Raw genomic sequence first — 23,974 nt, 5'->3', positions numbered from 1 at the left:
ACTACTATCAGAACTGATAGGTACGAGGCTCTAACCTGCGCTGCGAATTGACGTCGCATCAACCTTGGTTCAACGTTCCCCCACTCAATTGCCGGGCTCGAACACCATGCCCCATATCCTGATTGTCGAAGACGAAGCCGCCATTGCCGACACCCTGATTTTCGCCCTGCAGGGTGAGGGCTTCACCACGACCTGGTTGAGCCTCGGTGCGGCGGCGCTTGAACATCAGCGCCAGACCCCGGCGGATCTGATCATTCTCGATATCGGCCTCCCGGACATCAGCGGTTTCGAAACCTGCAAGCAACTGCGACGGTTCAGCGAAGTGCCGGTGATGTTCCTCAGCGCCCGGGATGGGGAAATCGATCGCGTTGTGGGTCTGGAAATCGGCGCGGACGATTACGTAGTCAAGCCGTTCAGTCCCCGTGAAGTGGCGGCGCGGGTCAGGGCGATTCTCAAGCGCATGGCGCCACGAGCCGTTTGCGAAACCTCTTCGGCGCTGTTTCGCATCGACAGCGAGCGCGTGCAGATCAGCTATCGCAATCAGTCGCTGAGCCTGACCCGTCACGAATTTCGTCTGCTGCAATGCCTGCTGGAGCAACCCGAGCGTGTGTTCAGCCGCGAGCAGTTGCTCGATGCGCTGGGTGTCGCCGCAGATGCCGGTTATGAGCGCAGCATCGACAGCCATATCAAGAGCGTGCGCGCCAAATTGCGCCTGGTGAAGGCTGATGCCGAGCCAATCCAGACCCACCGTGGCCTGGGTTATAGCTACAGCCCGGGGCGCAGCTGATGCCGCTGGGGATCCGGATTTCCTGGTTTATGTGCTGTTTATCGGCCTGACCGGTTACTTCGTACTCAACACCGTCATGGAGGAGATCCGCCCCGGCGTGCGCCAATCCACCGAAGAAACCTTGGTCGACACTGCCAACCTGATGGCCGAGATTCTGCGTGATGACTTCAAGGCCGGTACCCTCAATCAGAACCGCTGGCCGCAACTGCTCGAGGCCTACGGTGAGCGGCAACCGAAGGCGAGCATTTGGGGTTTGCCGAAGAATCAGGTTAACCACCGCATCTACGTCACCAACGCCAAAGGCATTGTGGTACTGGATTCCAGCGGGGTGGCAGTGGGGGAGGATTACTCGCGTTGGAACGACGTCTACCTGACCCTGCGCGGTGAATACGGTGCGCGCTCCAGCCGCAGCGATCCGGATGATCCCGCCTCCTCGGTGATGCACGTTGGCGCGCCGATCCGCGACAACGGCCAGATCATCGGCGTGGTCACCGTGGCCAAACCCAATAGCTCGTTGCAGCCTTATGTTGATCGCACCGAACGGCGATTGCTCGCGTACGGCGCCGGGCTGATCGGTCTCGGCCTGTTGTTCGGCGCGCTGTTGTCGTGGTGGCTGAGCGCCGCGTTGCGCCGGTTGACGGTGTACGCGCAGGCGGTCAGTGAAGGTCGGCGGGTCGAGGTGCCGCACTATCGTGGCGGTGAGCTGGAGCAGTTGGCGACAGCGGTGGAGCAGATGCGCACCCAGCTTGAAGGCAAGGCTTATGTGGAGCGTTATGTCCACACCCTGACCCATGAACTGAAAAGCCCGCTGGCGGCGATTCGTGGCGCGGCGGAGCTGCTGCAAGGTGAGATGCCGTTAGCGCAGCGGCAACGGTTCGTCGGCAACATCGACAGCGAAAGTGTGCGAATGCAGCAGTTGATCGAGCGCTTGTTGAGCCTGGCTCAGGTGGAGCAGCGGCAGGGGTTGGAGGAGCGGGTGAGGGTGCCGTTGGCGGCTTTGGTTGATGAGTTGTTGAGCGCGCAAGCGGCGCGGATCGAGGGCAAGCAGTTGCGAGTCGAGCAGCAGATCACGACGGATCTGGAGCTGTTCGGCGAACCTTTCCTGTTGCGTCAGGCGCTGGGCAATCTGCTGGAGAACGCCCTGGATTTCACTCCGTTCCAGGGCTTGCTGCGATTCAGCGCCGAGCGGGTTGGGGGCCAGATCGAATTCAGGCTGTTCAACCAGGCCGAGCCAATTCCCGACTATGCGCTGCCGCGCTTGAGCGAACGTTTTTACTCGCTGCCGCGTCCGGACAGTGGACGTAAAAGCACCGGGTTAGGACTTAACTTTGTTGAGGAAGTGGTGAAGCTGCATGGCGGAGAAATGAATATTGGCAATGTCGAGGGCGGCGTTGAAGTCAGGTTGCGTCTGGCTTAGTACCGAGGCGCGCCCTTCGCGAGCAAGCCCGCTCCCACAGGGGACTTGAGGTGACTGCAAAAAATATTCACCACGCAAATCCAGTGTGGGAGCGGGCTTGCTCGCGAAGAGGCCGGCCCGGTCTCCACACAGTCTCCATATTCCCCACATAAAACCCCCACACACCCACACCAGACTCTCCCTATCCAAACAGGGAGAGTCCCATGAACCGAAGCCTGACCCTTAAACTCGGGGCCATTGCCCTGCTGATACTGTTATTGCTCGTCCCATTGCTGATGATCAGCGGCGTGATCCAGGACCGCCAGCAACTGCGCGATGGCGTGCTCGAAGACATCGCCCGCAGTTCCAGTTACAACCAGCAACTGAGCGGACCGCTGATGGTGGTGCCGTATCGCAAGGTGGTACGTACCTGGAAACTCAACGAGAAAACCAACCAGCGTTATCAGGAAATGGGTGAAGAACGTGGTCGTCTGTATTTCCTGCCAGAGCGCTTCGAACTCGATGGCCAGGTTCAGACTGAATTGCGTAAACGGGGCATTTATGAAGCGCGGCTGTTCCACGCCGACAATCGCATCAGTGGGCATTTTTCGCTACCGGCGCAATTGGGGATCAAGGAAGACTTCAACGATTACCAGTTCGATCAGCCTTTCCTTGCCGTCGGTATCAGCGACATTCGCGGCATCGAGAACGCCTTGAAACTGGAACTGGACGGCCAACGTCTGGACTTCATTCCAGGCAGTCAGGTTCGCTGGTTGGGGGAGGGCGTGCACGTAACGCTGCCAGCCCTGGACGCCAGGCAGCCGACTGAACTGACCTTCGGTTTCAACCTGCGCCTGCAAGGTACCGGTCAGTTACAAGTCGTTCCGGTGGGCAAAACCAGCAAGGTATCGCTGGCCGCCAACTGGCCGCATCCGAGCTTCATCGGCAACTACTTGCCGGCTCAGCGCGAAGTCACCGACCAGGGGTTCACCGCCAATTGGCAAACCTCGTTTTTCTCCACCAACTTGCAGGAAGCCTTGAACGGCTGCGTGTCTGGCAGTGGCTGCGAAGCCTTCAGCGGCCGCAGCTTCGGCGTGAGCTTCATCGACCCGGTGGACCAGTACCTGAAAAGCGATCGGGCGATCAAATACGCGCTGTTATTCATCGTCCTGACTTTCGCCGAGTTCTTCCTTTTTGAAGTGCTGAAAAGCCTGGCGGTGCACCCGGTGCAATATGCGCTGGTTGGCGTGGCCCTGGCGTTCTTTTATCTGCTGTTGTTGTCGCTGTCCGAGCACATAGGTTTTGCCTTGGCGTATCTGTTGTCGGCGGGTGCCTGTGTGCTGTTGATCGGGTTCTATGTCTGCCACGTGCTGCACAGCGTGCGTCATGGGCTGAGTTTTTCGGCCGGGCTGGCGGCGTTGTATGGCTTGCTCTATGGCTTGTTGAGTGCAGAGGATTACGCGCTGTTGATGGGCTCGTTGTTGCTGTTCGGGTTGCTGGGTGTGTTTATGGTGCTGACGCGGAAACTGGATTGGTATGGGGTTGGACAGAAAAAGACCAAGCCTCTGGAATTCGATATCGGGGCGGTGGAATGAGCCGTTCGCTGGGGTTGCGAGAGGATCAGCGGGAGGGGGAAGCGTTGGCGACGCGGATTGCGATGTTGTTTCCAGCAGATCCGTTGTGGTGCCTTTGCGAGCAAGCTCGCTCCCACAAAGGATCTTTAGTGAACACAAGGTTTGTATACGCAATAGATGAAATGTGTGCGGGCTTGTTCACGAAGGGGGCCGTGAGGGGGACGGCCTGGTTATGGGTTAAATAAATCTGTTCCGTCGTTGCTTCGCACAGGGGATTTCTCTCGTAAAAAAGTAAGTTTTCCTACAGGAAAAACAGCCTTCCTACAGAGCCAATCTCTTCCCTTTGCAGGACGTTTCCTAGATTATTCCGCACGCTTGCGCCGACAGAATTCCGTGCCTAATCTCCGTCCGTCACTGCTCATCAGTGATCGGGTTTAGTCGCCCGGATCTTTCTAGGCGCACAGCGCCACCTCATTCCAGGTGTTTCATTGCCTGAAAGTTATGGTGGCTGTGCGCAGGGCACCCTCGGGTGCGCCGGGTTGCCTGGAGACCGGTCGACTAACCTGCGTGCAGCCGCCACCCCTGTTCGTTTAGTCGCGATATCGGTTGGCTCCAATTAGCTCTAGGAGTTTTACCAATGAAAAAATCTGTCCCCGATCCACCCTCCAATTCAAATAGAAACGACGATCCCCTCAGAGACCGCTCCGCACTCTACCGTGCAATCGATTTCTACCTGACCGGCGAACAACCGTCGGCACCGGATGAACTCCGGTTCTACAACGTCAGTGATGATGTGAGTTTCGAAGACACCCAACTCTATGTCGCCGACCTGCTGCGCTGTGCCTCGGTCACTGCCTATCAATGTGGCGATCACCTCAAAGGCGCAGACAGGGCCATGGTGTTTTCTGTCTGGCATTTGCTGGAGATTGCCAAGGCCATGGTTGATCGGTCGATTGATTGTCTGGGGATGAAGAAAGCGGGGTCTGATCCAGGTCATTAGGCGCCAGTGATACCGCCATCGCGAGCAAGCTCGCTCCCACAGGGGATTGGAGGCGAGCGCAAAAAATAATAAGCAGGACAGATTTATTTGGTTAAAATCTGTCCCGCTGTTTGCGCTCGACTGTAAATAAATCTGGCCCTTCAATTTTTAATAAATCTGTCCCTTTTTTCTTCGTCCCTTTTTTCTTCTTTTTTCTTACTTTTTTCTTATATTTGTTTTGTTTTAGGTGTCCAAAAAATCTCCCGCGTTGGCGGCATTTGGCTACATATTTTGTCTTATAGCATTAATTAAATTTTGATTTGTATTCCATTCTTTAAATGTTTCTGGATGTTTTGCTTTTAGATTTAAAAGAATTTTTTGTGTGAACTGAAGGTCGTTGTTTGATTGGGAAAGTTTGGAAATTTCGAGTTTTATGTTTGAAACACGTTCAATTTTTTCGATTATGATCTGGCCCTTATTATAGTTGAAGGCTTCGTCAAGATTATTAAAGCCTCCTGGTGGGCTGTTTTCTTTTATGTGTTTTGATTCTTTTAAAAGGTCTGCGTGGATTTTTCGAAAGTCAGGGGCTTTGGGATTTCGTTGAATCATAGGCTCGCGGTTAAGACTGTTTTGTGCTTTCGTGAGACTTTTGTTGGCGTTTGCTAGTTTTTTGCTTGTAAGTGCAATTGTTTTGTCAATGGATTTTGTTGCTGAGTTCACGCTTGGCGTTCTGCCCAAAAGGTTTAGTGTTCCCTTGATCCAACTGTGCCCTGCCGGATCGTAGCGGTTAATCGGTTCCCCCGCGCAATACATATACGCGTTCAACCCTCCGTCTCCAAACGGACTCCAACTGTCCGGGCTGTTAAATCGCATCAACACCGGGTTGAACTGCCGATATCCATTTCCCAGATGATAATGCCCGGTCACCGGATCTGGTCGCTCGCCATTGAAACCGAGCAAGCTGAGTAAACCATTCTCCATCGGACGATGACCGTAGGGCGTGTAAGCAATGGGATTAGGCGGGGTCGAGTCGAGTGCATTCAATACCGAACGTTGTTGATCAGTCGCCAACAGCGTGGCGGCCACCTTGCCGCCCTCACGCTGCTGCTGCGCCAACAGCTGTTCTTCGTGCTGCACGATTGTGCGTTGCTCCGTGCCTTGTATTTCGGTGGACAGGCGGGTTTTGCAGTAGTAGCGCCGAATGGCAGCCTGGTCGAAGGGCGTGCAATCGACCTGGCGATCGAGTGGGTCGTAGTGGTAACGACCCAAGAGTGTTTCGCTAGTTGAAGTAGGCATTGACTGAGCTCCATGCAAGGTCCAAAAAGGCCGAGCCTTCAGCATCGTTTCTTTTCCAGTCGTTGCCTACTATCAGAACTGTTAGGGTTTTGCCCTTTCTGAAGTCAAACCTTGGGCATCGTCGCCAACATCGAAGCCCGCTGGCTCACCTCGAAATACCATCCTGCCAACTTTGGATTCGCCTCGCGCCAGTCCAGATCCGGGTGGCGCAGATCCAGATAACCCAATGCACAGGCCACGCTGATGGCGGCCACATCGAAATGGCTGGTCAGCTCGGCAATCGCGTCTTCCTCAAGCAGCGCCAGGGTGCGGCGGATCTTGTCGCGTTGGCCGTCCAGCCATTCGTCCCAGTGTTTTTCCGGCGCGCGCAGGGCCACTTCGTAGCGGGTCAGTACTGCAGCGTCCATGATCCCGTCGGCCATGGAGGCCAGGGTCATGCGCCGCCAGCGGGCCGAGCCGTCGCGTGGGATCAGGGGGTTGCCGACGTGCTGGTGATCCAGGTAGTCGAGGATCACCCGGCTGTCATGGATGACGTTGCCGTCGGCCAGGCGCAGGGCCGGGATTTTGCCCAGGGGGTTGTCGTCGATAAGTGCAAGGTCCGGGTCGACTGGCGTCAGCACGCAGTTTTGCAGGGCCACGCGGTTTTGTTGGCCGGTTTCGTGGAGCAGTACCATCACTTTGCGAACGAAGGGCGATAAAGGGTTGTGGTAGAGGGTCATGCTTGGGGCGGACATGGCGGCGTCTCGGTCAAGGGCGGTGTCGGCAGCATAGCGCGTAACTTTCGCGAGTCGAACCCTGTAGGAGCTGTCGAGTGAAACGAGGCTGCGATCTTTTGATCTTGCTTTTACCCGTCGAAGACAAGATCAAGATCAAAAGATCGCAGCCTCGTTTCACTCGACAGCTCCTACATCTATGGTCTCCGATAGGTACCTGTGGCGATCACAGGGTGGGACGGGGGAACCCTTTCATCAGGGGGATGGGGCGGCCCATATAACGTCAGCGGCGTTGCAGCAGCCCGCGCAAAGCGAGAACCGCGGGAACGCCCAGGCCCAGCCAGCTCAACCCATCCCACACGCCATCGCCCAGCAACGCGGCGAACAACCCCGCGCCGCTGAGCAGGGCGATGACGGTCGGGGTGGCGAAGACCTTCCAGAAGTTCGACTGCCGCGGCTTCATGCTTGAGCCTGCGCGTTTTCAAGGACAGGTCTGGCAGCCTTGCGCCGCACGACCCACAGGTAAACCCCGCTGCCGAGCACGATGATGGTCAGCATATCCAGGGTCGCCCAGAGAATTTTCATCGGCATGCCGCCGTAATCACCGAAGTGCAGCGGCTGCGACATGCCCATGGCGTCCATGTACCACGGCCGTTCGGCCACGGCAGTGACTTGCAGGGTACTGGCGTCGATCAGCACGGGCGTCAGCAGATGCGAAGTCAGGTGCGTGCTGCCTTTCATGAACACCGCGTAATGGTGTTCGCTGGAAAACCGGGTGCCGGGGAAGGCGATGAAGTCCGGTTGCATGCCGGGCGCGACGTCTTTGGCGATCTCGAGCAGGCGGGTGGCAGGCGCCAGATGTGTCAGTGGTGGCGCGTCGCGGTATGGCGCGATCATTGCGCTGAGGCTTTCGTTGCGCCAGGCGGCGATCAGCAGGTCGGCGCAGGCGCTGATGACGCCGGTCACGCCGACCACCAGCGCCCAGGTCAGGGTGACCACGCCGATCAGGTTGTGCAAGTCGAGCCAGCGCAGGCGGGTGGATTTGTCCTGGCGCACGGTGGCGAATTTCAAGCGACGCATGAACGGCAGATAGAGCACGGTTCCGGAGACGATCGCGACCACGAACAGCAGCCCCATGAACGCCAGCAGCAGCTTGCCCGGCAGGCCGGCGAACATGTCCACGTGCAGGCGCAGCATGACCATCATGAAGCCACCGTTGGACGACGGCATCTCCAGCGCTTCACCGGTGCGGGCGTCGAGCATGAAGGTGTGGGACGAGTTCGGCTCGGTACCGGCCGTGGCCGCCATGATCGCGATCGCGGCGTTGGGCTCGTCTTCTTCGAAACCGAAGTACTGCATGACTTCGCCGGGACGATGTTTTTCCGCCGCCTGCACCAACTGCTGCAGATTCAGCTGCGGGGTGTCCGCCGGCATCTGCTTCAACTCGGCGGCATCGCCCAACAGGTGGTCGATCTCGTGATGGAAGATCAGCGGCAGGCCGGTCAGTGCCAGCATCAGCAGGAACACGGTGCAGATCAGGCTGGTCCAGGTGTGGACGAAGGACCAGCGGCGAATTGTTTTACTTTTCATTTCATGGCCTTCAGAAATACCAAAGCCGTCCTCAACGGACGGCCTGGGTATCGAGCGTGTCGGATCAAGCAATTACCACTTGTAGGTGGCACTGGCGACGACACTGCGTTGGTCGCCGTAGTAGCAATAGAAACTGTCGCAGGTGGAGATGTAGTCCTTGTCGAACAAGTTGGTGGCGTTGAGTGCCAGGGAGGCGCCTTTGAGGCTGTTGTCCAGACGCCCCAGGTCGTAATGGACCGCCGCATCGAACACGGTGTAGGCGTCGGCCTTGCCCAGCCAGGTGTTGCCCTGGTCGCCGTAGGTATTGCCTGTGTAACGCGCGCCGGCGCCGACGCCGAAGCCGTCCAGCACGCCGTTGTGCCAGGTGTAATCGGTCCACAGCGACGCTTGTTGGTTGGGCATCAGTTGCAGGCGATTGCCCTTGAAAGTGCCATCTTGTACTTCGGACTTGGCCAGGGTGTACGCGGCGATGACCTTGAGGTTCTCGGTCACGTCGGAGACCGCTTCAAGTTCCAGGCCTTTGACTTTCACTTCACCGGTCTGGCTGGTGATCGAAACGTTGTCCGAGTTGATTGTGGTGACGGAGACGTTTTTCTGGGTCAGGTCGTACACCGCAGCGGTCAGCAACGTGTTGCTGCCTGGCGGCTGGTACTTGATACCCAGTTCCCATTGCTTGCCTTCGGTCGGCTTGATCGAATCGGTTGGCGAGGCGGTGGCGTTGCCGGTCGGCTGGAACGATTCGGCGTAGGAAAGGTAGGGCACGATGCCGTTGTCGAACACGTAGCTGATCGCTGCGTTGCCGCTGAAATTTTTGTCCCGCTCGGTGTTGGTGGCATCGCCTTTGTTAAAGAATTTGGTACCGGTGTGGACCCAATCTTCACGCCCGCCCAGGGTCAGGCGCCATTGGTCCAAAGCCATCTGGTCCTGGACGTACAAGCCGGTCTGGTAGGTTTTTTGATCGTAGTCGTAGAACGCCGTTGAACGTGCAGGACGAACGATGGGCTGGCCGTAGATCGGGTTGTTGACGTTGGTGGTCAGGCCGTCACCGAAAATCGAGGTGTAGTTGGTGTTGGTGCGCTGGTGATCGAGGCCGATCAACAGGGTGTGGCGGACGTCGCCCGTGGCGAAATCGCCCTGGAAGTTGTTGTCCACGGCGAACTGGCTGATGTCCTCGTCGACGCTGGTGCTCGAACGGCCAACGTTGCCCTCGGCGTCGACCTGGGTGAAGGGATAGGCACCGGGAGTGAGGGCCTGGAAGGACAGGTCTGACTTGGTGTAGCGCAGGTTTTGCTTGAACTGCCAGACATCGTTCAGGCGATGTTCAAAGGCGTAGCCCAGTGCGTAGTAAGTGCGGTCGTAGTATTCCCAGTCCGGGTCACCCAGGTTCTTGTGATGGGAAATATCACCGAGCGGTGAACGGATCTTTGTGCCTTGCACCGGCAGGAACTGGCTGGTGATCCCGGTATCGTCACGGGTGAACTGAGTGAGCAGGGTGAACTTGGTGTCGTCGTCGATATTCCAGGTCAGGCTCGGCGCAATGTTGTAGCGCTTGTTGTCGACGTGGTCGATCTGGGTGCCGCTGTCGCGTATCACGCCGCTCAGGCCGTAGAGGAACCGACCTTCCTCGTCGATCTTGCCGGTGCTGGCGAAGTTGATCTGGCGATGGTTGTCACTGCCGTATTGCACCTGGATTTCGTTGCTCGATTCGGCGCTGGGGCGGCGGCTGACCATGTCCAGCAAGCCGCCCGGAGGGGTCTGGCCGTACACCGATGAAGCCGGGCCGCGCAGCAGGGCGAGGCGATCGAGGTTCCAGGTTTCCTGTTTCGGGTTGGCGTATACGCCTTTGGGCAGCGGCAGGCCGTCAAGGAATTGCATCGGTTCGAAACCGCGCACCCGCAGCCAGTCGGCGCGGGTGTCGCTGCCGTAGCTGCTGGCGGTGATACCGGGCATGTAGCGCACGGCATCATCGATATTCTGCACTTTGCGGTCGTCCATCTGTTGACGGGTGGCGACCGAAATCGAACGCGGGGCTTCGACCAGGGCGGTGTCGGTCTTGGTGCCGGCGGCGGTGCGAGTGGCCAGATACCCTTCCACCGGACCCCAGGCGCTTTCAGTGTTTTGCACACCGATGACGGCGGTTTCCGGCAGCGCCATCACACCCTCGGGCACGGCCACCAGGCTATAGGTGCCAGCGCTGCTCTGTTCCAGTTGCAGACCGGTGCCACGCAGGGCTTCGCGCAGGGCGCCGGCGGCGTCGAACTGGCCTTGGACCGGGGCCGAGGTTTTGCCTGCCGCCAGGGCTGGATTCAGCGACAGCGCCAGGCCCGCCTGGCTGGCGATCTGGTTCAGCGTGCCGGCCAGTGGCGCGGCCGGCAGGTTGTAGGCGCGAACGCTGGACGCCTGTTCGGCGGCGATCAGTTGACCGCAGGCCAGAGGGGCACAGAGGGCAATGGCGACTGCCAGCAAACCGGGGCGCAACAAGGTGTCTAGCGAGCGGGACATACGGCGGCTCCTGAATGGAAATATTTCTCAATTGCCTAGGTGCCGAACGAGAATGTAAAAGTGATAGGGGTGGATGAAAAATAATTTCGACCGTAGGAGCTGGCTTGCCAGCGAAGGACTCAAGAGCGCCGCTCTTTATCCTGTAGGCACGCGTTATCGTTAACGACCATCGCTGGCAAGCCAGCTCCTACAATCGACCGCGTTCCATACATAGGGGTCAGGGCTTGGCTTCAGCCTTCGCCACGGTCACCCACCACGGCGTGTGCTGTTCGATCTGCACCGGCAAGGTCGGCAGCAGGGCGGTCAAGGCCAGGTCGGTGTCGTGCAGCGGGAAACTGCCGGTGATTCGCAGGTCGGCAATCTCGGGCGCAACACCCAGATACCCTCGGCGATAACGGCCAAGTTCCTTGATCAAGTCTTCCAGCCTCATGTTGTCCACCACCAGCATGCCGCGGGTCCAGGCATCGGCACCGAGGTTGAGGGCGATGATCGGGTCGAGGCCGTTGTTGCGCATCAGCACTTGCTGGCCTTCGCGCAGAATCTGTTCTTCAGGACTTGATTGCGGATGGGCGGCCACCGCCGATTGCAGCACGCTCAGGCGCGTGCCTTGTTCCTCGCGCTTGACCAGGAACCGGGTGCCCAGCGCGCGCATGCTGCCTTCGCGGGTTTCGACGATGAACGGCCGGGCATCGCCATGGCCGGTTTCGACGAGGATTTCCCCTTCCCGCAGGATGATCAGTCGCTGCTGTTCATCGAAGCGTACGTCCACCGCACTGTGGGTGTTGAGGTTGACCAGCGTACCGTCGCTCAGGCGCAGGGTGCGTTGCTCGCCAGTAGCAGTGCGCTGGTCGGCCAGCCAATAGTCGAGCGGCAGGTAACGATCACCGGCGAACAGCGCCAGGCCGATCACGGCAACGACGCTCGCCACGCCGCTGCCCAGTTTGCGCACCCGTCGGCGAATGCTTTCGCGCGATTGCAGCAACGCGGTGCGGGCCGGGCCGCTGGCGGCGCTGAAACGCGCATCGAGCATGCCCAGCTGGCGCCAGGCCCGGGCATGTTCTTCGTGGGCGGCATGCCATTTGGCGAATTCTTCGCGATCGACCGGGTTGCCGCCATCCAGGGTCAGTTGCCAGGCGATGGCGGCATCCAGCACCTGCGCCGACACCGGTTTGGAGCTGACCGGGGTCATGCCGGCTCACCGTATAGTGCGATGTAGCATTGACGAATGCCCTGGGCCAGGTATTGCCGCACCCGCGACACCGACACGCCCAGGCGCTCGGCGATTTGCGCGTGGCCGAGGCCGTCGAGGCGGTTATAGAGAAACGCTGCCCGGGCCTTGCTCGAGAGTTGGCCAAGCAGGCGGTCGATGTTTTTCAGATCTTCGAGGATCAATTGCTGCTCTTCCACCGAAGGTTGTTCGGCTTCGGGGATCAGCATCAGTTCGGTCAGGTAGGCCTGTTCCAGCGCGGCGCGGCGGAAATAGTCGAACAGCAGGCCCTTGGCGATCGCCACCAGAAACGCCCGCGGTTCACGAGGTTCCTTGAGTTCATCACGGCCCAGCAGGCGGACGAAAGTGTCCTGGCTCAGGTCTTCGGCCCGTTGTGGACAGGCCACGTTGCGCCGCAGCCAGGCCAATAGCCAGCTGCGATGGTCGCGATACAACGCACCAACGAGCTCACTCTGGGGGCTTTGGACTGACGGCACGCCGTATCACCGATTGGGAAGTGTTAACTAACGAGAATTGTTCGCGATTGTGGCAGAGGCGGGGGAGGTAAGCAATTGGCCACTGGTCGGTTGATTCTGGTGGGCGGGCGTTCAGTTGGACCGCGTCATCGTTCATCGCGGGCAAGCCACGCTCCCACAGGGTTCTGTGTCGTTCGCCAATTTCCTGAACGACACAAAACCCTGTGGGAGCGGGCTTGCCCGCGATGGCGCCGGAACAGGCGCCGCAAAATTTAAAAGGACGGCGCGCGCTGCCGCCGTTTCCACTGCCTCAACCGCTGCTGCAGATCCAGCGGACTATGAATCTGCTGCTGCCGCGCCCGGCTGAACAGGATCAGCGCCAGTTCTGCAGTGGCCAGCGCGTCGGCACTGGCGTTGTGCCGCTCGAACACCTCCAGCTTGAACCAGTCGATCCACTCATCCAGCCCGGCCTCGCGAATATTCGCCTGTGGACACAGGAGCGGCGCGATATCCGCAACATCAATAAACAGATGTTGCAGCTTGTAGCCCAGATGATCTTTCAACGCGCGCCCGAGCATGTGTTGATCGAACGGCGCATGAAAAGCCAGCACGGGGCTGTCACCGACAAACTCCATGAAGTCGAGCAAGGCTTGGGCCGGGTCGCTGCCGGCGGCGATTGCGCTCGGGCTCAGTCCGTGAATCAACACGCTGGGGCCGAGTTTGAGCTCGCTGCATTGCAAGGTGCGTTCGAATTGCTGGCTGAAGTCGATTGCCCCATCCTCGATCACCACCGCGCCGATGGACAATACTCGATCCTTGTTCAGGTTCAGCCCGGTGGTTTCCAGGTCGAGCACCACCCAACGCTGTTCGCGCAGGCTGCATTCACCCGGCTCGGCCGCCGCCGGCAAGCGTTGCAGGCGCAGTTGAAGGTCGCCGGACAGCATCGGGCCTGACGGGCGCAGCCATGAAAACAGGCTCATAGCTGATAACGCAGGGCCAGGCTGCTTTGCAGGCGTTGAGCCTGGCGCAGGGATTCACGCAGGATCCGTCGATCCAGATGATTGAGACTGTCCGGGTCGACCCGGTTGGAGTGGGGCAAATTCTCCCGGGTCTGTAGCTGATGTTGCTGCATGCGGGTTTGCTGAATGAAGTGATAAGCCTCTTCGTACGCCGCGCCGTCCAGCCGTTCAATGACCTCTTTGTCCACCAGCTGGCGAAAGCGCTCCAGGGTATTGTTGGTTTCGATCCCGTGGGCCAGTGCCAGTAAGCGGGCACCGTCGACGAAGGGGGTCAGGCCCTGGATTTTCAGGTCCAGCGTGGCTTTCTCGCCATGTTTGCGCGCCAGCACGAAGTCACGGAAACGCCCTACGGGCGGACGATTGCGCAGGGCATTTTCGGCCAGCATGCGCTGGAACAACCGGTTGTCGTCGACCTGGTCGAGAATTCCCCGGCGCAACTGTTCACAGCCCTGCTCGTCACCCCAGACCACGCGCAAGTCGAAGTAGATGCTCGAGCCCAGCAGGTTCTCCGGCGTTGCTTCGCGGATAAACGCCGCGAAACGCCGCGCCCACTCGACCCGGGACAGACACAGCTCGGGATTACCGGCCATGATGTTGCCCTTGCACAGGGTAAAGCCGCAGAGCGCCAGGCTCTGGTTGATCTGCTGGGCGATCGGCAACAGCTTGCCGCGGATCTCGGCGGCATGGGCCGCGTCCCGGGCCTCGAACAGAATGCCGTTGTCCTGATCGGTGTGCAGCGTCTGCTCGCGGCGGCCTTCGCTGCCGAAGCACAGCCAGCTGAACGCAATGCCGGGGTCGCCTTTCTCGGCGAGGGTCAATTCGATGACCCGGCACACGGTATGGTCGTTGAGCAGGGTGATGATGTGGGTGATCTGGGTCGACGACGCGCCGTGGGCCAGCATGCGCTCCACCAGTTGGCCAATCTCGCCGCGCATCGCCACCAGGTTTTCCACGCGCTGGGCACTGCGGATGGTCCGTGCCAGATGCACCAGATCGACCCGTTGCAGGGAAAACAGATCCCGCTCGGACACGACACCGCACAGGCGATGGTCCTTGACCAGGCAGACGTGGGCGATGTGCCGTTCGGTCATGGCGATCGCCGCGTCGAAGGCGCTGTGGTCCGGCGACAGGAAAAACGGCGCCTGGGTCATGTGGCGCTCGATGGCTTCATTGAAATCGTCCGTGCCGTCGGCCACGACATGGCGCAGGTCGCGCAGGGTAAAAATGCCCAGTGGGGCTTTCTGCTCGTCGACGATGACGATGCTGCCGACTTGCTGGTCGTGCATCAGCGTCACGGCGACCCGCAATGGCGTGGCGGGGCTGCAGGTCACTGGGTGACGCATGGCCAGATCACCCAGCCGGGTGTTCAGTGAGTACTGGGTGCCCAGGGTTTCCACGGCTTTTTGCTGGACTTGCTGGTTGACCTGATCCAGCAGGCTGCTGACGCCGCGCAGGGCAAAGTCGCGAAACGCGTTGGACAGCGCGAACAGTTTGATGAACGCGAGCTTGTTCAGTTGCAGGCAAAAGGTGTCTTCGGCGGCCAGGTGTTCGGTGCGGGTCGCACGCTCGCCCAACAGCGCGGCGAGGGGGAAACACTCGCCGGTGGTGATTTCAAAGGTGGTTTCAGTCCCACCCTTGGCCGTGTGGGGACGTTCACCCACGACCCGGCCCTGTTTGACGATGTAGAAATGCTCAACCGGGCCATCGGCGGGCTTGATGATGCACTCGCCGGGCGCATAAAAACGCAGCTGACATTGCTCGACCAGGTACGCCAGGTGGGCGTGTTCCATTTGATTGAAGGGCGGGAAGCGCGAAAGAAATTGCAAAGTGCCCTGGATGTTCTGCAACACCGCGGTTTTCCCTGCCTGTGTGAAGGCGTCCGCTTTACTCATAACCATTACCGCAGTCTTTTTGAATTGTTGTTGTCGGATGACTGAACCATGGTCGGCCCCCGCAGCCTGGGTGCCCATTGGACGTAAGTCTAGGTAGGCAAATGCAGCTGATAAAATTAGGAAATGTCCTACGCAACTATCGGAAAAGCCTCCTACATTGGCTATAGCACAACTTTCCGACGAAGTGCACATTGAAGGTCTTGCTGGTGATGTCTGACAAATGAGTCAGGCGATTGAATCCGAATGTAGAGTAAGCCATGTCCGACCACGATATTTTGAGTGACGCCGAGCGCGAAGCGCTGAGTGCGGTCATGCTCGAACCTGACTTGCCGCCGCAGCGGGTGCTGATCGTCGACGACGATAAAGACGCACGAGAGCTGCTGGCCGAGATTCTCGGCCTGGATGGCATTCGGTGCATGACCGCAGCCAGTGGCGAAACCGCACTCAAGATGTTGAGCGAGAAGCCGTCGATTGGCCTGGTGATCACCGATCTGCGAATGGGACAGGTCGATGGCCTGGACTTGATCCGCCAGGTACGTGAATCGGTACGGGCGGCCATGCCGTTCATCATCGTTTCCGGTGACGCCGACGTGAAAGACGCGATCGCCGCCATGCACCTGAGTGTGGTGGACTTTTTGCTCAAGCCTGTCGATACCGGCAAGCTGTTAGAGCTGGTCAAGCATGAGTTGGGAATGGATTTGTGAGCTGCTAAAAGATCAAAAGATCAAAAGATCGCAGCCTTCGGCAGCTCCTACATTGAAATGCGATCCCCTGTAGGAGCTGCCGAAGGCTGCGATCTTTTGATCTTGCTCCAACAAAAAAGGCCCCGATCTTTCGATCAGGGCCATTTTTTGGTTCGGCGCTAACGCTTACTCAAAGGCCATTGGCAGCCTTGAACTCGCGACGACGACGGTGCAGAACCGGCTCGGTGTAGCCGTTCGGTTGTTTGCTGCCTTCGACCACCAGTTCGACCGCCGCCTGGAAGGCGACGTTGCTGTCGAAGTCCGGTGCCAGCGGGCGGTACAGCGGGTCATTGGCGTTCTGGCGGTCAACCACCGGCGCCATGCGCTTGAGGCTTTCCATGACCTGATCTTCCGTGACGATACCGTGGCGCAGCCAGTTGGCGATGTGCTGGCTGGAAATACGCAGCGTCGCACGGTCTTCCATCAGACCGACGTCGTTGATATCCGGCACCTTCGAGCAACCCACGCCCTGGTCGATCCAGCGCACCACGTAACCGAGAATGCCCTGGGCGTTGTTGTCCAGTTCGTTCTTGATCTGTTCCGCGGTCCACTGCGGGTTCACCGCCAGCGGGATGGTCAGGATGTCGTCCACCGACGCGCGCGCACGTTTGGCCAGTTCGGCCTGACGGGCGAACACATCGACCTTGTGGTAATGCAGCGCGTGCAATGCCGCGGCGGTAGGCGAAGGCACCCAGGCGGTGTTGGCGCCGGCCAGCGGGTGAGCGATTTTCTGTTCCAGCATCGCCGCCATCAGGTCCGGCATCGCCCACATGCCTTTACCGATCTGGGCGCGACCTTGCAGGCCGGTGCTCAAACCGATATCGACGTTCCAGTTTTCGTAGGCGCCGATCCACTTCTCGGCCTTCATGTCCGCCTTGCGCACCATCGGGCCGGCTTCCATGGAGGTGTGGATTTCATCGCCCGTGCGGTCGAGGAAACCGGTGTTGATGAACACCACGCGCTCGCTGGCCGCCTTGATGCACGCCTTGAGGTTGATCGTGGTACGGCGTTCCTCGTCCATGATCCCGACTTTCAGGGTGTTGCGCGGCAGGCCCAACACCTCTTCGATGCGACCGAACAGCTCGTTGGTGAACGCGGCTTCTTCCGGGCCGTGCATCTTCGGCTTGACGATATAGACCGAGCCGGTGCGGCTGTTCTTGCGCGAGTTGTTGCCGTTGAGGCTGTGGATGGCCGCGAGGCTGGTCAGCAGACCGTCGAGGATGCCTTCCGGCACTTCGTTGCCGTCTTTGTCGAGGATCGCGTCGATGGTCATCAAGTGACCGACATTACGCACGAACAACAGCGAACGACCGTGCAGGCTCAGTTCTTTGCCATCGAGGCCGGTGTAGGTGCGGTCGGCGTTCATGGTGCGGGTAAAGGTCTGACCGCCTTTGGACACTTCTTCCGACAGATCGCCCTTCATCAGGCCGAGCCAGTTGCGGTAGATCACCACCTTGTCGTCGGCATCGACGGCGGCGACCGAGTCTTCGCAGTCCATGATGGTGGTCAGCGCGGCTTCCATCAGGATGTCTTTGACGCCGGCGGCGTCGGTCTGGCCGACCGGGGTGCTGGCGTCGACCTGGATTTCGAAGTGCAGGCCGTTGTTTTTCAGCAGGATCGCGGTCGGTGCCGCTGCATCGCCGTGGAAACCGATCAATTGCGCATCGTTGCGCAGGCCGGTGTTGCTGCCGCCTTTAAGGGCGACCACCAGTTTGCCGTCAACGATTTTGTAGGCGGTGGAATCGACGTGAGTGCCAGCCGCCAATGGCGCCGCTTCGTCGAGGAAGGCGCGGGCGAAGGCAATCACCTTGTCGCCACGAACCTTGTTGTAGCCTTTGCCTTTTTCCGCGCCGTCAGCTTCGCTGATGGCGTCGGTGCCGTAGAGCGCGTCGTACAGCGAACCCCAGCGGGCGTTCGAGGCATTAAGCGCGAACCGGGCGTTCATGACCGGAACCACCAGCTGTGGACCGGCCATGCGGGCGATTTCGTCATCGACGTTTTGCGTCGTTACCTGGAAATCGGCCGCTTCTGGCAGCAGATAACCGAGGTCTTGCAGGAAGGCTTTATAGGCCACGGCGTCATGCGGTTGACCGGCACGGGATTGGTGCCAGCCATCGATACGAGCCTGGAAATCATCGCGTTTGGCGAGTAGGGCTTTGTTCTTCGGCGCCAGGTCATGAATGACCTTGTCGGCACCGGCCCAGAACTTATCGGCGGTGAGGCCGGTACCGGGAATGGCTTCGTTGTTCACGAAGTCGAACAGGACTTTGGCGACCTGCAGGCCACCGACTTGAACGTGTTCAGTCATTGCTTGCCTCACTCTGCTCAGCTATTTCGCTTTTCAGCTCTTCAATTTAACAATGAAGCCTCTGGCCATTTAAACCACAAACTCGTCTACCAGTACATGCCATGCGGGCGGCTGGGTTTTGACCAATCAACGGCTTGGGGCCTTGCTGACGGGGCTTTCAGGGTTGCGATGGCGCCTGTGGCAGACATCGATCCACGTTATGTAGTGCGCGCTGCGGCATACTACATGATGAATTGCGCTTGTGAAAATCAGACTAATTACGTCGTTCTGCGACCCTATGACGCATTGCGGTCAGGTCGGGGAACGGGATGTTCTCAAAAAACTATTGGATTGTTCCAGTTAAATATCAAAACTTGTACACGATTTGTTTTCGGCAGGTTCATTGGTGGTGCTCCATTCGCGGGCAAGCCTCGCTCCTACGGGTTTTGTGTCGGTCGCCAATTTTGTGAACGGCACAAAACCCGTAGGAGCGAGGCTTGCCCGCGAAGGCGTCAGACGACTCAGCGCAGGACCAACCCTTGCCTATACTTCTTTTTCTATAACAAAAGAGGGCTGCGCCATGGACCACCTCGTACTCACTGTAATCGCTCCGGACAAGCCTGGGCAGGTCGAGCGCATCGCCCAGTGCATAGCCGAGCACGGCGGAAACTGGCTGGAAAGCCGAATGTCGCGCATGGCCGGGCAGTTCGCCGGGATTCTTCGGGTGGGCGTGCCAGCCGAAGCCTACGATGAACTGGTCGATGCCCTACAGGCGTTGTCCGCCCATGGCATTCGGGTGCTGATCGCCGAAAGTGGCATCGAACAATCCTGCACCTGGAAACCGATTGCGATGGAGCTGGTGGGCAATGATCGACCGGGGATCGTCCGCGACATTACCCGTTTGCTGAGCGAACAGGGGGTGAACCTCGAGCAGCTGGTGACGGAAGTACGTCCGGCGCCGATGAGCAGCGAGCCGTTGTTCCACGCCGAAGCGATTCTTGCGGTGCCGTTGACGTTGTCGCTGGACGTATTGCAGTCGCGCCTGGAAACCCTGGCCGACGACCTGATGGTGGAACTGGTATTGCGCAGTGAAGCTTGAAAGGTTATCCAGTTTAAACGTGCACCTGCCTGTGGATAACCTGTAGAGACAGCCCGCCAGGCCACGCCGACCGGGCTTCTCCAGCATCTGATCAAAAAACCATCAGTTTCAACAAGTTGCGCACAATCGGCGGGGATCACGCTGTGGATAACCTTGGGAAGGATTGATGCAGGCCACGAAGGACGCGGCCTGTGGAGGGTTGTGCGTTTTTTGATCAGCTGCGGCGACGCAGACTTATCCACGCATCGATGCTGTAGACCGCCAGGCCGGCCCAGATAAAGATGAACGCCAGCAGTGTGCTCGACGACAGCTGTTCACCAAACAGTAGGACCGCTTGCAACAGCACCAGCGTCGGCGCCAGGTATTGAAGAAATCCGAGCGTCGTGTAGGGCAAATGCCGTGCAGCGGCGTTGAAACAGACCAGGGGTACCAACGTCACCGGCCCGGCGGCCACCAGCCACCAGGCTTCGGAGGTCGTCCAGAATTCGGCCTGGGCGCTACTCGCGGCTGGATTGAACAGCAACCAGGCGACGGCAATCGGCACCAGCATCCAGGTTTCCACCACCAGGCCCGGCAGCGCCTTGACGGGGGCCTGTTTGCGAATCAATCCGTAGAAGCCAAAGGTCACCGCCAGCACCAGCGACACCCACGGCAGGCTGCCGACTTGCCACACCTGCTGTGCAACGCCGGCTGCCGCCAGACCCACGGCCAGCCACTGCATGCGTCGCAGCCGTTCGCCGAGGATCAGCATGCCCAGGAGGACATTCACCAATGGGTTGATGTAGTAACCGAGGCTGGCTTCGAGCATGCGGTCGTTGTTCACCGCCCAGACGTAGGTCAGCCAGTTGGCCGCGATCAGCGTGCCGCTCAGGGCCAGGATCGCCAGGCGTTTCGGGTTGTCACGCAACTCGCGCCACCAGCCCGGATGTTTCCAGACCATCAGCAGCAAGGCGCCGAACAGGGCGGACCAGAGCACGCGGTGGATGATGATCTCCACGGCGGGCACGTTGGCGATGGCTTTGAAGTAAAGCGGGAACAATCCCCAGATGATGTAGGCACTCAGGCCCAGAATGTACCCGCGACGCGGGTTGGCGGCTTGCATGCAGAATCCTTGCTTAGGCAGCTAACAAAGAGGGATTGTAAGGAGATTTTTCTCGATGTGCTGATCCATGGATGTGCTGATCCCTGTAGGAGCTGGCTTGCCAGCGAAGAACGATGACGCGGTGTGACAGATAAAACCGCGTTATCGTTTTTCGCCAGCAAGCCGGCTCCTACAGATCCATGTGAATCAGAAAAGTTTTAACGGTTCTTCGTTGAGCGCAGCAAGCTGCTCACGCAACGCCAACACCTGATCCCCCCAATACCGTTCGCTGCCAAACCACGGAAAGCTGTGGGGGAACGCGGGGTCGTCCCAGCGGCGGGCGAGCCAGGCGCTGTAGTGCATCAGGCGCAGGGCGCGCAGCGGTTCGATCAGCGCCAGTTCCCGCGGGTCGAAGTCGTGGAACTCGTTGTAGCCGTCCATCAATTCCGACAACTGGCCGAGACATTCCTGGCGATCGCCGGCGAGCATCATCCAAATGTCCTGCACCGCCGGGCCCATTCGACAGTCATCGAGGTCGACGATATGGAACATCTCGTCGCGACACATCATGTTGCCGGGGTGGCAATCGCCGTGCATGCGGATGTTCTGGTGCGGCGTCGCCTTGTAGACCTCTTCCACCCGCTTGAGCAGGTCGCGGGCCACGGACTCGTAGGCCGGCAGCAGGCTTTTGGGGACGAAATTGCCTTCGAGCAATGTGGTCAGTGAGTCGTGACCGAAGTTTTTCACGCCGAGGGCTTCACGGTGTTCGAACGGCTTGGTCGCGCCCACGGCATGCAAACGACCGAGCAGTTGGCCGAGGCGATACAGCTGGTCGAGATTGCCTGGCTCCGGTGCGCGGCCGCCACGGCGGGGGAACAGGGTGAAGCGAAAACCGTTGTGTTCGTGCAGGCTGGCACCGTTGTGAATCATCGGCGCCACCACTGGTACGTCGCACTCGGCGAGTTCGAAGGTGAACTGGTGCTCTTCGAGAATCGCCTCGTTGGTCCAGCGTTGCGGACGGTAGAACTTGGCGATCAGCGGCTCGGAGTCTTCGATACCGACCTGATAGACACGGTTTTCGTAGCTGTTGAGCGCCAGGATGCGCGCGTCGCTGAGAAAGCCGATGCTTTCGACGGCATCGAGCACGAGGTCTGGGGTGAGGGTTGCAAACGGGTGGGCCATGCTGACTCCTGCGCGCAGCAGGCTGCCGCGTCCGGCCAAGCATGGTAGCGCAGACGGGTCGTCTTTAGTGTTACGGCTTGCGATGAGTGTTGTCTGACTTGACGCCATCGCGGGCAAGCCCGCTCCCACAGGGGGCTGCGGTGTGCACAGGATTTGTGGCACACAGGAGATTCCTTGCTCGCGATGGCGATCGATCAGGCGCCGACGATCCCGCCATCTTCCCGTGAAATCGCCATCACCGAAGACCGTGGCTTGCCATTGGGCAGATGCTCAGGGAATGTCGACCCCCCGTTCTCCCCGGGATGCTGAATCCCGACAAACAAGGTCTTCTGGTCCGGCGAGAAGCTGATCCCCGTCACCTCACAGCCCACCGGCCCGACCATGAAACGCCGAATCTCCCCGGTCACCGGGTCGGCACACAGCATCTGGTTGTTGCCCATGCCGGCAAAATCACCCGCATTGCTCGAATCGCCATCCGTCAGAATCCACAGCCGCCCGGCGTTGTCGAAGCCCAGGCCATCCGGGCTGTTGAACATGTTCTGCGGCGTAATGTTGGACGAGCCGCCCTTCGGCGTGCCGGCATGCACGCCCGGGTTGCCGGCAACCACGAACAAATCCCAGGAAAAGGTCTTGGCACCGTGATCGTCACGGTCGGCGCGCCAGCGCAAAATCTGCCCGTAGACGTTCTTCTCACGCGGGTTCGGCCCGCCCACCGGTTGGCCGTCCTCGCCGCGCTTGGCGTTGTTGGTGAGGGTGCAATAGACCTGGCCATCCCTGGGACTGACGACGATCCATTCCGGGCGGTCCATGCGCGTAGCTTTCACCACGCTGGCGGCGAGGCGTGCGTGAATCAGCACTTCGGCCTGATCGGCAAAACCGCTGCTGGCGTCGATGCCGTTTTTACCGTGGGTCAGTTCGATCCATTCGCCCTGGCCCTTGGGGTGATCGGCATTGCCGTCGCCTGCGTCGAAGCGCGCCACGTACAGGGTGCCATGGTCCAGCAGGTCGCGGTTGGCCTTGGGGTCTTGGTGGTTGATCTTGTCGCGGCTGACGAATTTGTAGATGAATTCGCCGCGTTCATCGTCGCCCATGTACACCACGGCGTGACCGTCTTTGGTTTCGGCCAGGGCAGCGTTTTCGTGTTTGAAGCGGCCCAGCGCGGTACGTTTGACCGGGGTCGATTGCGGATCGAACGGGTCGATTTCCACCACCCAGCCATGACGGTTGAGCTCGTTCGGGTTCTTCGCCAGGTCGAAACGCTCGTCGTGCTGATGCCAGTTGATCTCTTTGCTGGCCGCTACCGCACCGTAGCGTTTCTGCGCGGCATCGAATTTTTGCTCGGCATGGCTGCTGCCGAAGCAATCGGTGAAATTCTCTTCGCAGGTCAGGTAAGTGCCCCAGGGTGTCTTGCCATTGGCGCAGTTCTGGAAGGTGCCGAGGACGTTCTTGCCCTGGGGGTCGGCGCTGGTTTTCACCAGTGCGTGGCCGGCGGCGGGCCCGCTCAGGCTGATCTGCGCGTTACCGTGGATGCGCCGGTTGTAGCGCGAACCTTGGACGAAGTGCCACTGGCCGTCCTTGCGCTGAACCTCGATCACCGATACGCCTTCGCAGGCCAGGGCCTTGCGCACATCGTCGGCCGATTGCGGCATGCCGCCGTGAGGGTAGAGGTAGCGATAGTTGGTGTACTCGTTGTTGATCGCCATCAACGCCCGGTCTTTCTCGGCGGGAAACTCGAACAGGCTCATGCCGTCGTTGTTGTCGCCGAACTGGACTTCCTGTTGCTCGGCGGTGCCGTTGCCGCTCGGGTCGAACGCCGGGCCGTCCTTCTGCAACGGCTGGCCCCAGCTGATCAATACCGAGGATTTATAGCCAGGCGGCAGGCTGATGGTGTCGCTGGTGGCGGCGGGGATGCTGTCGAAACCCAACAGTTTGCCGGTGCCTGCACTGACATTGGCAGCGAGCACGCTGCGGCTCAGCAGATTGCCGCCGAGGAACATCGCTGCACCGCACAGGGCGCCGGCGCTGATAAAGCCACGACGGCTGAGACCGACCATGGTTTCGAGGTCGGTGGACTGGTTTTCTTCTAATAGGCTCACAACAGGCTCCCTGCGGGTTTTTGCAGCCACCTTAAAGAGCGATCGTGACGCTAAT

The 23,974-nt window shown here is 59.5% G+C and carries 18 protein-coding genes and 1 pseudogene; 6 read left to right on the top strand and 13 right to left on the bottom strand.

Annotated features, from left to right (window positions below; translation table 11 throughout):
* Positions 1–106: 106 nt before the first annotated feature.
* The 4 genes and pseudogenes from creB to ACA062_RS30865 all read left to right on the top strand — a co-directional run bounded on the left by creB (position 107) and on the right by ACA062_RS30865 (position 4,757).
* Positions 107–787 carry a two-component system response regulator CreB gene (gene creB, locus ACA062_RS30880; RefSeq protein ID WP_497454348.1) on the top strand — a complete coding sequence of 227 codons (681 nt, stop codon included), beginning with the start codon at positions 107–109 and terminating at the stop codon, positions 785–787.
* Positions 787–2,204: pseudogene (creC, locus tag ACA062_RS30875) on the top strand (two-component system sensor histidine kinase CreC). The gene creB and the pseudogene creC overlap by 1 nt, the downstream one beginning before the upstream one ends.
* A 203-nt stretch (positions 2,205–2,407) precedes the next feature.
* Positions 2,408–3,778, top strand: coding sequence for a cell envelope integrity protein CreD (creD, locus tag ACA062_RS30870; RefSeq protein ID WP_497454347.1), 1,371 nt, complete (start codon positions 2,408–2,410; stop codon positions 3,776–3,778).
* Between the two features lie 616 nt (positions 3,779–4,394).
* Positions 4,395–4,757: a DUF6124 family protein gene (locus ACA062_RS30865; protein ID WP_497454346.1), complete on the top strand. Its 363-nt coding sequence runs from the start codon at positions 4,395–4,397 to the stop codon at positions 4,755–4,757.
* Positions 4,758–5,018: 261 nt separating this feature from the next.
* Here ACA062_RS30865 and ACA062_RS30860 read toward each other — a convergent pair whose 3' ends face one another.
* The 9 genes from ACA062_RS30860 to ACA062_RS30820 all read right to left on the bottom strand — a co-directional run bounded on the left by ACA062_RS30860 (position 5,019) and on the right by ACA062_RS30820 (position 15,437).
* On the bottom strand, positions 5,019–6,032 hold the full coding sequence (locus tag ACA062_RS30860) for an RHS repeat-associated core domain-containing protein (protein WP_497454345.1): 1,014 nt from the start codon (positions 6,030–6,032) through the stop codon (positions 5,019–5,021).
* Positions 6,033–6,136: 104 nt separating this feature from the next.
* Positions 6,137–6,766, bottom strand: coding sequence for a glutathione S-transferase (locus tag ACA062_RS30855; RefSeq protein WP_497454344.1), 630 nt, complete (start codon positions 6,764–6,766; stop codon positions 6,137–6,139).
* Positions 6,767–7,028: 262 nt separating this feature from the next.
* Positions 7,029–7,208, bottom strand: coding sequence for a hypothetical protein (locus ACA062_RS30850; protein ID WP_497454343.1), 180 nt, complete (start codon positions 7,206–7,208; stop codon positions 7,029–7,031).
* The gene (locus tag ACA062_RS30845; protein WP_497454342.1) at positions 7,205–8,335 is read right to left on the bottom strand and encodes a PepSY-associated TM helix domain-containing protein; all 1,131 of its coding nucleotides are present in this window, start codon (positions 8,333–8,335) and stop codon (positions 7,205–7,207) included. Before ACA062_RS30845 ends, ACA062_RS30850 begins: the two co-directional genes overlap by 4 nt.
* Positions 8,336–8,407: 72 nt before the next feature.
* A complete protein-coding gene (locus ACA062_RS30840) occupies positions 8,408–10,837 on the bottom strand; it encodes a TonB-dependent siderophore receptor (RefSeq protein ID WP_497454341.1) in 2,430 nt (809 codons plus the stop codon).
* A gap of 217 nt (positions 10,838–11,054) precedes the next feature.
* A complete protein-coding gene (locus tag ACA062_RS30835; protein ID WP_497454340.1) occupies positions 11,055–12,026 on the bottom strand; it encodes a FecR domain-containing protein in 972 nt (323 codons plus the stop codon).
* Positions 12,023–12,541: an RNA polymerase sigma factor gene (locus tag ACA062_RS30830; protein WP_497454339.1), complete on the bottom strand. Its 519-nt coding sequence runs from the start codon at positions 12,539–12,541 to the stop codon at positions 12,023–12,025. The genes ACA062_RS30835 and ACA062_RS30830 overlap by 4 nt, the downstream gene beginning before the upstream one ends.
* A gap of 251 nt (positions 12,542–12,792) precedes the next feature.
* Positions 12,793–13,500: a 3'-5' exonuclease gene (locus ACA062_RS30825; protein ID WP_497454338.1), complete on the bottom strand. Its 708-nt coding sequence runs from the start codon at positions 13,498–13,500 to the stop codon at positions 12,793–12,795.
* Positions 13,497–15,437 (bottom strand): putative nucleotidyltransferase substrate binding domain-containing protein, encoded by a 1,941-nt coding sequence (locus tag ACA062_RS30820; RefSeq protein WP_497454337.1) that lies wholly within the window; start codon positions 15,435–15,437, stop codon positions 13,497–13,499. The genes ACA062_RS30825 and ACA062_RS30820 overlap by 4 nt, the downstream gene beginning before the upstream one ends.
* Before the next feature lie 251 nt (positions 15,438–15,688).
* Here ACA062_RS30820 and ACA062_RS30815 point away from each other — a divergent pair, with 251 nt between their 5' ends.
* Positions 15,689–16,135, top strand: a complete 447-nt coding sequence (locus ACA062_RS30815; RefSeq protein WP_497454336.1) for a response regulator — start codon at positions 15,689–15,691, stop codon at positions 16,133–16,135.
* A gap of 169 nt (positions 16,136–16,304) precedes the next feature.
* Here the strand turns inward: ACA062_RS30815 and ACA062_RS30810 are convergent, their stop codons facing one another.
* Positions 16,305–18,482, bottom strand: a complete 2,178-nt coding sequence (locus ACA062_RS30810; protein WP_497454335.1) for a malate synthase G — start codon at positions 18,480–18,482, stop codon at positions 16,305–16,307.
* A gap of 559 nt (positions 18,483–19,041) precedes the next feature.
* On the opposite strand from ACA062_RS30810, the gene ACA062_RS30805 reads away from it, so the two are divergent.
* Positions 19,042–19,560 carry a glycine cleavage system transcriptional repressor gene (locus ACA062_RS30805; protein WP_497454334.1) on the top strand — a complete coding sequence of 173 codons (519 nt, stop codon included), beginning with the start codon at positions 19,042–19,044 and terminating at the stop codon, positions 19,558–19,560.
* Between the two features lie 214 nt (positions 19,561–19,774).
* Here the strand turns inward: ACA062_RS30805 and rarD are convergent, their stop codons facing one another.
* The 3 genes from rarD to ACA062_RS30790 form a co-directional block, all read right to left on the bottom strand.
* The gene (gene rarD, locus ACA062_RS30800; protein WP_497454333.1) at positions 19,775–20,662 is read right to left on the bottom strand and encodes an EamA family transporter RarD; all 888 of its coding nucleotides are present in this window, start codon (positions 20,660–20,662) and stop codon (positions 19,775–19,777) included.
* Between the two features lie 186 nt (positions 20,663–20,848).
* A complete protein-coding gene (locus tag ACA062_RS30795) occupies positions 20,849–21,823 on the bottom strand; it encodes a serine/threonine protein kinase (RefSeq protein ID WP_064680141.1) in 975 nt (324 codons plus the stop codon).
* A gap of 194 nt (positions 21,824–22,017) precedes the next feature.
* Entirely contained in the window at positions 22,018–23,919 is a 1,902-nt protein-coding gene (locus ACA062_RS30790) for a PhoX family protein (RefSeq protein ID WP_497454332.1), read from the bottom strand.
* Positions 23,920–23,974: the final 55 nt, after the last annotated feature.

The sequence above is a fragment of the Pseudomonas sp. LBUM1679 genome, from assembly GCF_059695565.1.
The sequence above is the reverse complement of the archived record's forward strand: the minus strand, read 5'-3'. Positions and strand labels throughout refer to the sequence as shown.